The sequence below is a fragment of the Patiriisocius sp. genome, from assembly GCF_051252435.1.
Lineage (GTDB): Bacteria > Bacteroidota > Bacteroidia > Flavobacteriales > Flavobacteriaceae > Patiriisocius.
Genome location: NZ_JBPOFW010000005.1, coordinates 190,160 through 205,861 on the forward strand (window position 1 = coordinate 190,160; position 15,702 = coordinate 205,861).

Genomic DNA, 15,702 nt, shown 5'->3' on the forward strand with positions numbered 1-15,702 from the left:
AAAAGTTTCAACGGGTATTTTTATTTTCGGTTAAATTGAAAAGTACTGTTGTAGAATAATGTGGGTTAATTTAAAAAATTATCGAAGAACACCCTATCCCAGCCTTTCCCTCAAGGGAAAGGAGCTAAAAGTCTCCCCTCGAGGGGAGATTTAGTGGGGTGTTTCATATTAAATTTAAAACATACAATTAAAACACCTACCCACATTATTCTACAACACCGCCAATTGAAATATTAAACCTGAATAACTCCTAAATTAAAAGGTTTCTCAATAGGAGCGTGGTCAGCAGCTTCAATACCTAGGCTAATCCATTTTCTTGTGTCTAATGGGTCGATAACGCCATCCGTCCAAATTCTTGACGCTGCATAATACGGCGAAATCTGTTCGTCATATCTTGCTTTTATTCGGTCGTAGAGTTCTTTTTCAACTTCGGGAGTTATCTCTTTTCCTTGTTTTTTAAGGGATGCTGTTTCAATTTGCAACAACACTTTGGCAGCACTGTTTCCACTCATTACAGCAAGTTCTGCGCTTGGCCAAGCAGCTATTAATCTTGGGTCGTATGCTTTTCCGCACATGGCATAATTACCTGCGCCGTAGCTATTCCCTATAATAATTGTAAATTTTGGTACCACGCTATTACTCACAGCATTTACCATTTTTGCCCCATCTTTAATAATGCCTCCGTGCTCACTTTTACTACCTACCATAAATCCTGTTACATCTTGTAAAAACACCAATGGTATTTTTTTCTGGTTACAGTTCGCAATAAATCGCGTGGCTTTGTCAGCACTGTCGCTATAGATTACGCCTCCAAACTGCATTTCGCTTGGTTTCGTTTTTGCTTTTGTGGTTTTCACTAACTTACGTTGATTGGCAACAATTCCAACAGCCCAGCCATCTATACGTGCATAGCCGGTTAATATCGTTTGGCCGTAGCCTTTTTTGTATTCTTCAAAATCACTGTCGTCCACAAGACGTTCAATGATTTCTCGCATATCATATTGATCCGCACGAGAGCGGGGGAGGATTCCAAAAATTTCATTGGGGTCTTTTGCAGGTTTTATTGCCTTCGCTCGATTATAACCAGCTTTATCATACGCTCCTATTTTTGAAACTATCTTTTTAATAATATCTAAAGCATCTTTGTCATCTTTGGATTTATAATCTGTAACACCGCTCACTTCGCATTGTGTCGTTGCTCCGCCCAGTGTTTCATTATCGATACTTTCGCCAATAGCAGCTTTTACGAGATAGCTTCCAGCAAGGAAAATACTTCCCGTTTTATCAACGATTAAAGCTTCGTCGCTCATAATTGGGAGGTACGCACCACCGGCAACGCAACTTCCCATAATGGCACTAATTTGAGTAATCCCCATACTACTCATCACAGCATTGTTTCTAAAAATACGCCCAAAATGTTCCTTGTCTGGGAATATTTCATCCTGCATTGGTAAATACACACCGGCACTATCCACCAAATAAATAATAGGCAATTTGTTCTCTATCGAAATTTCCTGCGCACGTAAATTTTTCTTACCTGTAATAGGAAACCAAGCACCCGCCTTTACCGTGGCGTCATTAGCAACCACGATACATTGCACGCCTTTTACATAGCCTATTTTTACAACAACGCCACCACTTGGGCATCCGCCGTGTTCTTTGTACATGCCTTCTCCAGCAAAAGCACCTATTTCAATGGATGGTTTTTTCTCGTCCAATAAATACGCAATACGTTCCCGCGCGGTCATCTTTCCTTTGGCGTGGTGTTTTTCTATACGTTTTTCGCCACCTCCAAGTTTTACCTTGCCAAGTCGCTGGCGTAAATCTGAAAGTAGTAATTTATTATGATCTTCGTTTTTATTAAAGTTGATGTCCATGAACAATGTTTGTTTGACCGTAAAATTACAAAACTATCACGGTTTGTTTGTTTCAAAAGATAGATTTATTAACGATATTTGTTATCGATTTTTTTCTTCGGAAATGGGACTTATGTTACGCTAGTTCCATGGATTTAAAATTTCCGAAGAAAATAAGACAACATAAAAACTCCCGAAATCTTTTCGGCCTTGATCAAATTAAAAATTATGATGAATAAAAATACAGTGCTAGGTTGGGCAACCTTAATTATGATAATCGTGGGATTATCGCTCATCGCTCTTGGAGCTTTTAGATACGATGATGTAGCAGGATGGGGCTTCGCAGCGGTTGGAATAGGATTCTTTGCCATCGCATGGGTTTTTAATGCGTTAAAAGGAAGGATGTAAATTACATTTCCGAAGCGCATTAAATCACCAAATTTTCTAATTAAAAATTCAACTTAAAAAATGGCAGACGATAAAAAAGTAATATTTTCAATGTCTGGATTGACAAAGTCATTTCAGAATGCACAAACACCCGTTTTAAAAAATATATACCTGAGTTTCTTTTACGGAGCAAAGATTGGAATCCTCGGTCTCAACGGTAGTGGTAAATCAACCCTGCTTAAAATTATTGCTGGTGTTGATAAAAATTACCAGGGAGATGTGGTTTTTGCACCGGGATATTCGGTAGGATATTTAGAACAAGACCCACAACTTGACCCGGAAAAAACCGTACTCGAAATTGTAAAAGAAGGAGCTGCTGAAACTGTTGCTATTCTTGACGAGTATAATAAAATTAATGACTCTTTTGGACTTGAAGAAGTCTACAGCGACCCTGATAAAATGGAAAAGCTCATGGCACGCCAAGCGGTGTTGCAAGACCAAATCGACGCCGCAAACGCCTGGGAGTTAGATACCAAGCTAGAAATAGCAATGGATGCATTACGTACACCAGACGGCGATAAGAAAATTGGACCACTTTCAGGAGGAGAAAAAAGACGAGTGGCACTTTGTAGATTATTATTACAAGAACCAGATGTTTTGCTATTAGATGAACCAACAAACCACTTGGATGCAGAGAGCGTACACTGGTTAGAACATCATTTAGCGCAATATAAAGGTACTGTAATTGCTGTGACACACGATAGATATTTCTTGGATAACGTTGCTGGTTGGATTTTAGAATTGGATAGAGGAGAGGGAATTCCGTGGAAAGGAAATTACTCATCTTGGTTGGACCAAAAGTCAAAACGTATGGCTCAGGAAAGCAAGACTGCAAGCAAACGTCAAAAAACATTGGAACGTGAGTTGGAATGGGTTCGTCAAGGAGCAAAAGGAAGACAGACCAAGCAAAAAGCGCGTTTAAAGAATTACGATAAATTAATGAGTCAAGACCAAAAACAGCTTGATGAAAAATTAGAAATCTACATACCCAATGGACCTCGTTTGGGAACAAATGTGATTGAAGCGAGCGGCGTAAGTAAGGCCTATGGCGATAAGTTATTATATGAAGATTTAAACTTCAACTTACCGCAGGCTGGAATTGTGGGAGTAATTGGACCCAACGGTGCTGGTAAAACAACCATCTTTAGGATGATTATGGGCGAAGAAGACCCAGATAAAGGAATGTTTACAACTGGAGAAACGGCAAAGGTGAGTTATGTTGATCAAGCGCATTCAAATATTGATCCGGAGAAAACAATCTGGCAAAACTTTAGTGATGAGCAAGATTTGGTGATGATGGGAGGGAAGCAAGTAAACTCTAGAGCTTATCTGAGTAGATTCAACTTTAGTGGAAGCGAGCAGAACAAAAAAGTCTCATTACTTTCGGGTGGAGAACGCAACAGATTGCACTTAGCAATGACATTAAAAGAAGAAGGAAACGTTTTATTACTGGATGAGCCAACAAACGACTTGGATGTGAATACCTTGAGAGCACTCGAGGAAGGACTTGAAAACTTTGCTGGATGTGCTGTAGTGATTAGTCACGATAGATGGTTTTTAGATAGAGTTTGTACGCACATTTTGGCTTTTGAAGGCGACAGCCAAGTATATTTCTTCGAGGGCGGATTTAGTGAATACGAAGAAAACAAGAAACAACGTCTAGGTGGAGATTTAATGCCTAAGCGAATTAAATATAAAAAGTTGGTGCGATAATCACTGCTGAAATATAACATAATTAACTGCGAGAGTTTCTAGAATCCCTTTTTAGAAACTCTCTTTTTATTTATCTTGAAATCAAAATTAACCACAATGAAATACTTACTCCTTTTTTCCTTTTATATAGCTTCTATTTTTCCTTCGGAAATGTTAGCTCAAATCCAAACCCCTTTTGAATATCTTGATGTTTTTCAATTGGAATACGCTAACGACCCACAAATTTCGCCAGACGGAAAACATGTTGTGTATCGTAGAACGGGATTTGACATTATGGAAGATAAGAGTACGGCAAGTCTTTGGCTTATTGATGTCGATGGAAATAACCACCGTAAATTAACGTCTCAAGATAAAGCTGAGGGAAATGCCATTTGGTCTCCCAACTGCGACCAAATAGCATTTACAAGCGGAACAGAAAACGGTAGTGAGATTTACGTTTATTGGTTGCAATCTGGCACGTTGGCACGCTTGACACAATTAGAAATGAGTCCATCAAGTTTAGCTTGGTCACCAGATGGAAAGTCTATTGCATTTACTATGAAAGTAGCAGCAAAAGCTCCTGTAATTGCAATGATGCCAGAGAAACCCAAAGATGCAAAATGGGCAAAAACACCGCGAATTACAGACAGATTAAAACACGAAGCAGACGGCGCAGGATATATTAAACCAGGGTTTACCCATATTTTTACGATTTCGGCAGAGGGAGGGAGTCCACGTCAATTAACGAGCGGCGAATTTAATCATCGTGGCGGATTATCTTGGGCACCAGATGGAACAAAAATTTATTTTTCAGCCAATTTGAATGCTGATTGGGAATATGATTTTAGAAATTCTGAAGTCTATTCTGTGGATACCCGAAACTTGCAAATAAAAACCTTGACAGATAGAAATGGACCCGATGGAAACCCCATGATATCGCCAGATGGAAAGCATATTGCTTATGTGGGTTTTGAGGACAAGGTACAGGCCTACCAAGTGCGTCAATTACATATAATGGACAGCAATGGGGATAATGTAAAATCCATTTCAGAAGCACTCGATAGAGATATTGACAATGCGACTTGGGCGAGTGATAGCAAGGGGTTGTATTTTATGTACAACGATAAAGGGATTACAAAATTGGCGTATATTTCTATTAACGGAAATGTAACCGATATTGCAGATAACGTAGGCGGAACAACTTTGGGAAGACCTTACGCAAGCGGAAATTTCTCAGTTTCAAACAACGGCACCATTGCTTATACAATATCAAAACCAGACAGGCCTGCGGAAATTGCGATTACTTCAAAAGGAAATAAAGGCGCTAAAACAATTACTGCTTTAAATGAAGATATACTCGCTTACCGAAAGTTGGGAAAAGTAGAAGAAATGTGGTATACATCTTCGGTGGACAATCGCGATATTCAAGGCTATGCGGTGTATCCACCAGACTATGATTCGGCTAAAAAATATCCGTTGCTTGTTGAGAATCACGGTGGTCCTATTTTAAATTATGGGCCACATTTTTCAGCAGAAATGCAATTATACGCAGCTGCAGGATACATTGTTTTTTATCCCAATCCAAGGGGAAGTACCAGTTATGGGGAGGAATTCGGAAATTTACTTTATAATAATTATCCGGGCGAAGATTATAATGACGTAATGGACGGAGTAGATGCAATGATTGCGAAAGGAAATGTGGATGCCGGCAAATTATATGTCACAGGAGGTAGCGCAGGCGGAATTATGACTGCATGGATGATTGGAAAAAACAACCGATTTAAAGCGGCAGTTGTAGCAAAACCAGTAATGAATTGGATAAGTAAAACCTTGGTAGCTGATAACTATTATGGCTATGCAAACAGCCGATATCCCGGCCAGCCTTGGGAGAATTTTGATGTTTATTGGAAATTTTCTCCACTTTCCTTAGTTGGAAATGTAGAAACTCCCACGATGGTGATGGTTGGAATGGATGATTTGAGAACACCACCCAGCGAGGCAAAGCAACTGTACCACGCATTAAAACTAAGAAAAATTGAAACGGTGCTCGTTGAAATCCCTGAAGCATCGCACGGGATTGCTGCACGCCCGAGTAATTTAATTACCAAAATAGCACACACGCTAGCTTGGTTTGATAAGTATAAATAACTTACTGCACCATATCAATAATTAAAGATAGTTTCACTAGCGAAGCTACATTGTTGATTTCTAATTTTTTATAGATGTTTTTTCTGTGAGCGTTTACAGTATGTACCGAAATGAATAATGTCGCAGCGATTTCTTTTGTTTGAAGACCTTTTGAAATTAAATGAAAAATATTGAGCTCCTGTTTGGTAAGCGAATTTAATTTTTTTGCTTTTAATCCTTGTTCATTAACCTCGATATAGATTTTCGATAGCACTTTGGTTATCTGTTTTATTTCTTTGACGATGCTATTAGAGTTATGAAGATAACGCACATTATCGTGAGATTCGTCTTGAGTTTTCAATTGGTTGTAGTTTGATAAAGGTTGGTTTTCTGAAATTAAATTAAGGATGTGTTTTGATATCTGTTGTTGGACATTATTGAGCGAGTTGCCTTGTGGGTCGTGGTCGGTATCCTTTAAATTTTGAGCTGGAAGATTCATTTTATAAGTATTTGGGTTCATCTTTGGTTATCCAAATAAACTATAAACTAATCTATATTAACTTCTATAAGTCACTACTCGCAGGTTTTCCGTCACGAAATACAACCCCTAACTCAATAAAAATAGGAAAGTTGTCACAAAACGCACGTTTTAAGGCATTAAATTATTTTCAAAAAATGAGATGAAAATGAGATTTTACAAGGTGCTGTTTTCAAGCAAATTAAGTTTCTAATTTTCTTCAGAAGTATGAAGTAATATTTCTTTTAACCTTGGTTTATACGTTCGGGATAATGGAAGCCAGGTACCATCGGTAAGCATAATTTTAGTAGAATTTATAATACGAATATAGTCCAGATTTACAATATAAGATTTATGTATCTGAGCAAAGCCTAGTTCTTTTAATTGTTCTAAAACGTCTTTAAGTGCATTTCTGTCTATTTCTGGTTTATTGTTGTCCTTTGTGTAAAATTCTAGGTAATGACTGTCACTTTTTACATACAGAAGTTCTTCGGTTTTTACAACAGCTTTACTTTTAAGAGCCAGCATAGTCGCTGATTTTTGAGTTGTTTTTTTATGATAGTATTCCATTTTTTCTCTCAATGAAATCAACTCCTTGTTTGAGTCTTGATATCTTCTGTATAATAAATAAAAGAAAAGTAGCAATACGAGCGAAAGTAAAGTCGCAATAAAAAACGTTGATTTGTAAAAGGACTTTTCGCCTTCCAAATTGTCAATTGCTAAGTCCTTTTCTTTTACTTCAAGCTCGGTTAAGATTTTATTTAAATTTTTGTTGTTCTCGGCGGTATAAATAGAGTCCTCTATTTGTTTAGATTTTTTAATATACTCATTTGCCTTTTCAAAATCTTTTTTGCTTTCATGAATGTTACTTAACAAATTATATGTGTCTGCGAGTAACTTGGCATGATTTGATTTTTGAAAATTATTTACAGCAGAATCTGCGTAGGCTTGTGCTTTGTTCAATTGGCTTTGGTCGTAATAAAAAATTGCAGCCGTTACCTGTCCTTCTCCTATTTTTTCAGGAATATTCATTTCCTTAAAACCTTTTATAGATTTGTTTAGATAGAATAAAACACTGTCATTTGTTTTTAATTGGGAATGAGCTGTGCCCAAGTTTTTATAAGCTAAATATTCACTATATCTATCCTTATTATTTTTATAATAAGGCACTATTTTTCTCAAATAGAAAAGAGCAGAATCAGGTTGATTCAAGGAATTATAATTTACAGAGAGATTATTATATGCTCTATAAAGGTCTCTATTATTTTCATGCGCTAAGGAAATATAGATTACTTTTTTAAAGCTCTCATTACTATGATTTAGGTTTTTTAAATTTGCTTCTGCAACTCCCATGTTCAAATAGGTTGCCGACATACTTTTATAATTACCAAGGCTATCGTAAATACGTAAAGCGTTTGTATATAATTCTATTGCTTTTTTAAAATTACCCGTGTTTTTCTCAGTAATTCCTAAATCATTATATGCTGGGGCGAGTTGTATGGGTAAGTTTTTAGTTTTTGCTAGCGTGATGAGTTCATTAAAAGCTTTTTTAGCTGCTTCAGTTTTGCCTAAACGTGAGTAGCTTATCCCCTTATTTCGCATCAATGTTGCGATAATTTGAAAATCTGAATCTGGCACCCCCTGTTTTGAAACCAACGCACTATCATAATACACAATACTTTGTGCTATTTCCCCTTTTAGAGACTCTGCTTGACCTAAATAGTAATAGCCGCGCATTGATATGGCAGCACGTTTACTGTCGTCAAGTAAAAGCAAGAAACGCCCATATTTTTGTAAGCTATCTGGTGAGCGTCTATGCTTTAATCCAAGCTGATAAATAGAATCATATTGCTGTTCTGATTGTGCTTGGATATTAAAAATGGATGAAAAAATAAGAAAAAAAATAAGATAAAAATATCTCATAAACGGGGCTTGATGATTAGTAAGTGTCTACTCAAATGTAGGAAATACTTACAAAAAGTTCGAATGATTTGTTGAATTTAATTTCATTAACAGTAAACAAAACCACACTTTGAAACAATAGTTTTCTGAAAACCAAACAGTTGAAAACAAAAAAACGCTCAAATAATTATTTAAGCGCTTTTTGTTATTTAAAATTAATTTATTCGGCTTCTGGATACCAATCTAATTGCACTACTTGAATATCTCCATTTTCTTCATCAAGTATATCCATAAATTTGGTCACATCACTCATGCCATCTGTACCTCTATAATGATATGGATATACTTTTGTTGGTTTAAAATCTAGTACCGCGCTTGCTGCACTTTCAACGGTCATGGTGTAGGGTAAATTCATGCATACAAATGCCACATCAATATCTTTAAGTTGTCTCATTTCTGGAATATCTTCTGTATCACCTGAGATATATACCCGCATTCCATCTTTAGAAAGTACATATCCATTACCGCGTCCTTTTTCATGAAATTTCAAAGCTTCGGGTCTTAGGTTGTACATTGGAATAGCTTCAAGGCTTATTTTATCGGTAGTTTTTGAAACAATTTCCTCTCCATTGTTCATTACTGTAGTTCTCGCTTGCAATGCCTCATCCATTTTGTCAAAAACTGCCTGAGGAGCAATAATCCTAGCATCGCCACGAGTGGCCATTAATTTTTCTGGATTAAAATGGTCGCCGTGAATATCGGTCACTAAAACGAGTGTTGCTTCGGGAGCACCAGCAAATGCTTCTATGCCACCCACAGGATCAACGTAAATCACTTCATTGCCCCATTCTAATGCTATGGTTGCATGCGAGATGGGAATGATGTTAAATGTTTGTTCTTTTTCTCCTGAAACTTCTTCCATATTTTCTTCGGAAATTTCTTCCATCTTTTTGTCGTTGTTTTTGCAACTTAAAATGGATAGCATTATAAAAAGACTATAGCTGAATTTTTCATCTGTTTAATTATTTTAATGTTTGTTATATTTCCGAAGCACTTCTTGTTGGTGCTCAATAGCATCTTTAAATTCGGTTTTCATTCTAGCAACTAAATCTCCAACCGGTAAATTATCGTGAATGGAAGTCACGCCTTGCCCGGCAGACCAAATAGTTTTCCAAGCCTTGGCCTCTGTGTCCAGCTCTTTCCCGAAATCTACTTTTTTAGTGCTTTTTAATTGTTCCTCAGTGACTCCTGCTTTATCTAAACTTTTTTGCAAGAAATTTGCTGCAACACCACTTATTGCCGCAGTATAGGTAACATCATTGGTTTCACTATCTTCAATCATTTTGCGGTATTCTGCATCTGCTTTGCTCTCTGTTGTGTTGATAAAACGAGTTCCCATATAGGCTAAATCTGCGCCCATTTGCATCGCGCTCGCCACATCCTGGCCGGTGCTTAAGGCTCCGCTCAACAGAATAAAGCCATCAAATATTTGTTTAATTTCATTAATAAAAGGCACGGGGTGCAAAGTCCCTGCGTGTCCTCCAGCGCCTGCACAGACTAAAATCAAGCCATCAACACCAGCTTCAATGGCTTTTTCGGCATGGCGTCTTTTTATCACATCATGGAAAATGATTCCGCCATAACTGTGCACAGCATCTACTACCATAGAAATTGCTCCGAGCGATGTTATGATTAAGGGCACTTTATGCTTTACGCAAACTCGCAAATCTGCTTCCACACGTGGGTTTGTGTTATGCACAATCAAGTTGACGCCAAAAGGAGCTGCTTTTTTACCGGTTTCTTTTTCCCATTTTTCAAGTTCCGTTTTAATTTGGATGAGCCATTCTTCAAAACCTTCGGTGGTTCGTTGGTTGAGCGCGGGAAATGTTCCCACGATACCACTTTTACAAGCAGCAATAACAAGTTCGGGTCCCGAAATTAAAAACATGGGTGCTGCCACAACGGGCAGGGAAAGGTTTTTGGTAAATTGGTCTTTGTTCATCTGTATTTTTTAAGGAATATAAAAGTAGTGGAATTTTGAGAGAAACTAAAGAATGAACGATTGATTGAATATATAGCTTGATAGATAACTAGATTTACAATCAATAAACATTCGCTTCGCTCAATACAAGAGACTGGACTTTATTTAACCTCCATTTCGAGTGTAAGTCTTGTCTTAAGGTTCCCTTTTTTTTTGCATATTTTCTATTTAAGTAACATTTCCGAGGGAAATCCTACTTAATTACTTGGATAAAATCTATTTGATTCCTTGATAACTTCATTGGTTTTATGGATAACTTTCTGTGTAGTGTTTCTTTCAAAATACCTATTTTTATAGCCTTAAAATTTCAGAATAGAACATTATGAGTGATACAATTGAAAGAGTAAAGTGTTTGATTATTGGTAGTGGACCTGCGGGATATACTGCGGCGATTTATGCGGCACGTGCCGATATGAAACCACTTATGTACACAGGGATGGAGCCAGGCGGACAGTTAACAACGACGACTGAAGTTGATAATTTTCCAGGATATCCAGAAGGTATTGATGGGCCAACAATGATGGTACAATTACAAAAACAAGCAGAGCGTTTTGGTACTGAAGTTCGAATTGGGATGGTGACATCGGTTGAATTTAGTAAAGAAGTAGGTGGCATTCATAAAGCAACTGTAGACAACAACAAAGTTATTGAAGCTGAGTCTGTGATTATTTCTACGGGTGCTACTGCAAAATATTTAGGCTTACCAAGTGAGCAAAAATTACGTGGTGGTGGTGTTTCGGCATGTGCGGTTTGTGATGGATTTTTTTACAAGGGTCAAGATGTTGCTATCGTAGGAGCTGGAGATACGGCTGCTGAAGAGGCTACGTATCTTGCAAATATTTGTAATAAAGTGACGATGCTCGTACGTAAAGATTATATGAAAGCGAGTAAAGCAATGCAACATAGAGTGACATCGACGCCTAACATTGATTTGCGTTATAATACTGAAGTTGATGAAGTTTTAGGCGATATGGTCGTGGAAGGTCTGAGAATGAAAAATAACGAAACCGGCGAGAAAGAAGAAATAGCAATTACTGGATTGTTTATTGCTATTGGTCACAAACCAAATACCGATATTTTTAAAGGACAGTTGGATATGGACGAAACAGGTTATTTGATTACAAAAGGAAAGACAACAAAAACAAATATTCCCGGGGTTTTTGCTAGCGGTGATGTTCAAGATAAAGAATACCGTCAAGCTGTAACTGCTGCAGGTACAGGTTGTATGGCTGCGTTAGATGCGGAGCGCTATTTAGCGACAATAGAAACCGAAGAAGAGGTAGAGGCTTAAGTTTATTGACTTAAGCCATTTTCTTCTTTTTGTAATTTCTTCCATACCATAATAAAACGCCTGTTACGGGTAAACTTGCGGTTAGTAAACTAATTAAAAAAGCAATGATTTTGCCTGCAATACCACCAATGGCGCCAATGTGTATGTCATAATTCATTCGCTGTATTTTATCGGCTACTTTTGCGTTCTCATATTTTCCATAGATACCTGGCGTTTCAATTTCCTGTAAAGTATTTTGGTCGAAAAATCTAAAATCTGAATCATAGTAAATTCCTTTACTGTTTGAAATTTCTACGTAAATACTTTCGTCTAAAGTATTAGGATAGTGAAGTTCAAAACTTTCTGCGTTTGGTAATTCTTTCTGTAATTTTTCAATTAAATAATCCATAGGTATTAAATCCTGATTTCCAATGTTTTCACTTGTGTTTTCAGGAATAATGAAGCGAACTTCCTTTTCTCCTCCTGTTGATTTATACACCACATATTTTAACCAATTATAAGACATCATTGAACCTGTGAATGCCAAAATTAAAGCCAAAAAGCATACATAAAATCCAACAATTGTATGTAAGTCGAAGTTCTTTCTTTTCCATCGAGTCGTTTTTTTCCAATTAAATTTTAAACGCTGTTTTAGATTCTTACGTTTTTTTGGTATCCATAAAATGAAACCAGAAATAATGATTATAATAAAAATTAAAATGGAGGCACCTACAATCTGTTCGCCAATTTCTTTAGGAAGCCAAAGTCTAATATGACCTTTTAGAATGAATGCAAAAAATCCTGTAAGATGATTGTCTACTTGAATCACTTTTCCAGAATAAGGATTTAAGAAAACACTTTGATAAAATTCTGGTTCGGCATCATAAAAAATAACTTCTATTGCGTCACTTCTTTTTTTGAATAAGGTTCCGTGAACTGTGTTGTTTGGGAAAATTTCTTCGGCAAGTTCTTTTGCTTTTGTTGGCGTCAAGATAGCGTCATTTTGTGGAGCTACTTTTTTATAGTCATCAGAGAGGCTTTCAATTTCATCTCTAAAAGCCCAACAACAACCGGTAATAGCTACTATAAATACAACTGCTCCTGTTGTTAAGCCTAATATTTTATGTAATTGAAATATAAATTTTTTGAAAGTCATTGCTGTAGATTTTAGAGAGGGGCAACGTAAATTAAAACCGCTGCCCTTTTTTACTTGACTAATTAAAACTGATATGAAATGTTTGCCAATAAGGCTCTTGGCTGTTGGGGACTAATAGTTGACCAGCCTTTGTAATATTCTTTGTTGAATGCATTATTTAATTTCAGTCCTATACGGTACTTATCTGCTTGGTAAAACACAGAAGTATTTACAATGGTATAACTTGGTAATATGAATTCTCCGGTAGATTCGTAGTTTATTGCGAAGCGTTCACTCGCTCCATTAAATCCAGCACCGATTCCAAAACCTTGTAAAATTCCTTCCTGAATTTCATAATTTGCCCAAAAGTTGTATAATTTTTTTGGTCCAGCTTCTAAAGGTCTTCTATTTAAAATTTCGGTATTATCAGATTTTATTGTTTCGCTGTCATTGTTGCTAAATCCTGCTCTAATATTCAATCCATTAATTGGATTTGCATTTATTTCAATTTCAAATCCTTTACTTACCACCTCACCACCTTGTATTTTATTGAAAGGAGATGATGGGTCTGTGATGACACGGTCTTTCACTTTAATATCGTAATAACTTGCAGTGACATTCAGCCTATTTTTGAAGAGGTTGGTTTTTATACCAAATTCAACTTGGTCGGCCTGTTCTGGGTCAAATGTTTGTAGCGTTTGTGGCCCTTCATCAGGATTTCCTACTAATTGCGGTGCAACATTAGTAAACCCATTTTGGTAATTTCCGAAAACCGATAATTTATCTTTTATGGGCTGATAAACAATTCCAAATTTTGGTGACAGCGTCGTTTGGGCAAAATCATCTTCAGGATTTAACAAATCACCTTCATTGTCAAAATGGTCTAATCGTAAACCAACCATTGCAGATAGGTTATCTGTAATATTTAACACATCAGAGGCATATAGACTGTAAATATGATACTTAGATTTTACATTGCTAACACCTTGCGATGCCAAAATAGCGTCAACTCCTGAAGTTGATAAAGGATATGCGTCTTCTTCTATTTCTGGAGTGAAAGGGTTGTCTCCGTTCGAGTTTCCGTTAGGTGTTATATTTCCGTAGAAGGCATAGCCCGTGCTATTGTCGGTTTGTGTTGCATTAAAATAATCTACTCCAATGACCACTCTATTTCTTAAAGAAGCTATTTTAAAATCACCAATGAAGTTTTGCTGAATATCTGTCGTTTGTGTATTCGCATTTTGTTTGTTGATAAAGCGAGAATAGGTATTGCCTTTTAAAATTCCGTAATCAAATAAGTAAGAATAATAGCCATTTGTGGACGTGGAACTTTTGGAAAGTAACGTTTGCGATTGCCAATTGTTTGACAATTTATAATCCATTTCAGCTCTATAATTTTGTGTTGGATTTTGTAGTGTTAAGTCGTTGCTCGTGAATGACAACTTGCTATTGTATTCCAATTCATCAAGATTGGAAGCTGCTGTTGGTGCGCTTCTGTTTAAAAATAGGAACATAGGGTTGGTTTGTTCCGCTTTTGTGATTTCGGCATAAAAAGAAAATGATAATTTGTTGTTCACTTTATATGAAAGAGAAGGTGCAACGAAAAAAGATTTTCTGAATCCTGCATCCTGAAAACTTTGCTCTGTAGTGTACGCTGTATTGATTCTGAAATATAAATTATCCTCTTTACTCAAAGCCGTATTAAAATCGCCCACTATTTGATTGAGACCGTAGGTTCCAGACGTAAAGGATAATTGACCACCAGTACCGGCATATGGCTTTTTTGTTACCACGTTAATGAGTCCACCATAAGAACTCACTGCATTTCCAAATAACGTTGCAGAAGGACCTTTGAGCACTTCAATACGTTCTATATTAGCAGGATTGATAGTTCCGTTTGTTAGCCCTGGTAAACCGTTAACCAATTGTGGTTGAACGGAAAACCCTCGTAGTGAATAATAACCAGCTCCGTCGCCACCGCGTCCTGTTGAAGACCAAAGCTGTTCAATACCGGTAGCATTTTTTAGTGCGTCGTCAAAATTTGTAACCACCTGCGATTGTAAAATCTCGTTTGTAATTGTACTATATACTTGAGTGTTTTCAATATCCTTTAATGGTAATTTGGAAACATAAGCAGTCTTCTTTCTTGAAAATTTGTTGCGACGTTCTCCTTCCAAGATAACTTCGTTTAAGATTTCGTTTCCTTCATAGAGCGTGATTTTTTCTAAATCTAGGTTTTGATTATTCACAATAGATACGGCAATTTCTCTTGTTTTAAATCCTACATAAGAAATCTTTAGGGTGTAATCACCGTTTTCTAAATTGCTTATTTTAAAACCTCCATTTTCATTGGTTTGCGTTCCTATGGTTAAGTTTTTTAAAGAAATGTTTACTCCCAAAAGAGGAGTTTGATTGGAGTCGGTTACAGTTCCAGATATTATTCCGTTTTGAGCAATAGCGCTGTTCGCTATTAGTAATATGAGAAAAAGTTTTAGTAGATTTTTCATTTGTTTTTATTTAGACTTAATATAAATAGTTGATTTTTGGCAAATGTAAATCCCACTTTTGGAATACGCAAGCTATTTATAATAAATTTAAATAAGGAATTTGTAATCGATTGATACGCTCATATTTATTAAAAAAAAATCCTGAAATATTGTTTCAGGATTTTCCGAAAATATGATTTTAGTGAAGATAGAATCTATTTATAATATT

Annotated in this window: 11 protein-coding genes; 4 read left to right on the top strand and 7 right to left on the bottom strand. The window is 36.6% G+C overall.

Annotated features, from left to right (window positions below):
- Positions 1 to 233: 233 nt before the first annotated feature.
- Positions 234 to 1,877, bottom strand: coding sequence for an acyl-CoA carboxylase subunit beta (locus tag ACSHW7_RS12505; protein WP_435679699.1), 1,644 nt, complete (start codon positions 1,875 to 1,877; stop codon positions 234 to 236).
- A 210-nt stretch (positions 1,878 to 2,087) separates the two neighbouring features.
- Between ACSHW7_RS12505 and ACSHW7_RS12510 the strand changes: the two genes are divergently transcribed.
- The 3 genes from ACSHW7_RS12510 (at position 2,088) to ACSHW7_RS12520 (ending at position 6,143) form a co-directional block, all read left to right on the top strand.
- On the top strand, positions 2,088 to 2,264 hold the full coding sequence (locus ACSHW7_RS12510; RefSeq protein ID WP_435679758.1) for a CAL67264 family membrane protein: 177 nt from the start codon (positions 2,088 to 2,090) through the stop codon (positions 2,262 to 2,264).
- Between the two features lie 60 nt (positions 2,265 to 2,324).
- Positions 2,325 to 4,016 carry an energy-dependent translational throttle protein EttA gene (ettA, locus tag ACSHW7_RS12515; RefSeq protein ID WP_435679700.1) on the top strand — a complete coding sequence of 564 codons (1,692 nt, stop codon included), beginning with the start codon at positions 2,325 to 2,327 and terminating at the stop codon, positions 4,014 to 4,016.
- Between the two features lie 96 nt (positions 4,017 to 4,112).
- Positions 4,113 to 6,143 carry a S9 family peptidase gene (locus tag ACSHW7_RS12520; RefSeq protein WP_435679701.1) on the top strand — a complete coding sequence of 677 codons (2,031 nt, stop codon included), beginning with the start codon at positions 4,113 to 4,115 and terminating at the stop codon, positions 6,141 to 6,143.
- Position 6,144: 1 nt separating this feature from the next.
- On the opposite strand, the gene ACSHW7_RS12525 is transcribed toward ACSHW7_RS12520, so the two are convergent.
- The 4 genes from ACSHW7_RS12525 to ACSHW7_RS12540 form a co-directional block, all read right to left on the bottom strand.
- A complete protein-coding gene (locus tag ACSHW7_RS12525; RefSeq protein ID WP_435679702.1) occupies positions 6,145 to 6,642 on the bottom strand; it encodes a response regulator transcription factor in 498 nt (165 codons plus the stop codon).
- Positions 6,643 to 6,849: 207 nt separating this feature from the next.
- Entirely contained in the window at positions 6,850 to 8,562 is a 1,713-nt protein-coding gene (locus ACSHW7_RS12530) for a LytTR family transcriptional regulator DNA-binding domain-containing protein (RefSeq protein ID WP_435679703.1), read from the bottom strand.
- Between the two features lie 199 nt (positions 8,563 to 8,761).
- Complete coding sequence (locus ACSHW7_RS12535; RefSeq protein ID WP_435679704.1) at positions 8,762 to 9,487, bottom strand: MBL fold metallo-hydrolase; 726 nt, start codon at positions 9,485 to 9,487, stop codon at positions 8,762 to 8,764.
- Positions 9,488 to 9,568: 81 nt separating this feature from the next.
- Entirely contained in the window at positions 9,569 to 10,543 is a 975-nt protein-coding gene (locus ACSHW7_RS12540; RefSeq protein WP_435679705.1) for an NAD(P)H-dependent flavin oxidoreductase, read from the bottom strand.
- 361 nt (positions 10,544 to 10,904) lie between these two features.
- On the opposite strand from ACSHW7_RS12540, the gene trxB reads away from it, so the two are divergent.
- On the top strand, positions 10,905 to 11,873 hold the full coding sequence (gene trxB, locus ACSHW7_RS12545; protein ID WP_435679706.1) for a thioredoxin-disulfide reductase: 969 nt from the start codon (positions 10,905 to 10,907) through the stop codon (positions 11,871 to 11,873).
- A 10-nt stretch (positions 11,874 to 11,883) separates the two neighbouring features.
- On the opposite strand, the gene ACSHW7_RS12550 is transcribed toward trxB, so the two are convergent.
- Together ACSHW7_RS12550 and ACSHW7_RS12555 are read right to left on the bottom strand one after the other, a co-directional pair.
- Positions 11,884 to 13,008 carry a PepSY-associated TM helix domain-containing protein gene (locus ACSHW7_RS12550; protein ID WP_435679707.1) on the bottom strand — a complete coding sequence of 375 codons (1,125 nt, stop codon included), beginning with the start codon at positions 13,006 to 13,008 and terminating at the stop codon, positions 11,884 to 11,886.
- Positions 13,009 to 13,070: 62 nt separating this feature from the next.
- Positions 13,071 to 15,494: a TonB-dependent siderophore receptor gene (locus ACSHW7_RS12555; protein WP_435679708.1), complete on the bottom strand. Its 2,424-nt coding sequence runs from the start codon at positions 15,492 to 15,494 to the stop codon at positions 13,071 to 13,073.
- Positions 15,495 to 15,702 lie beyond the last annotated feature (208 nt).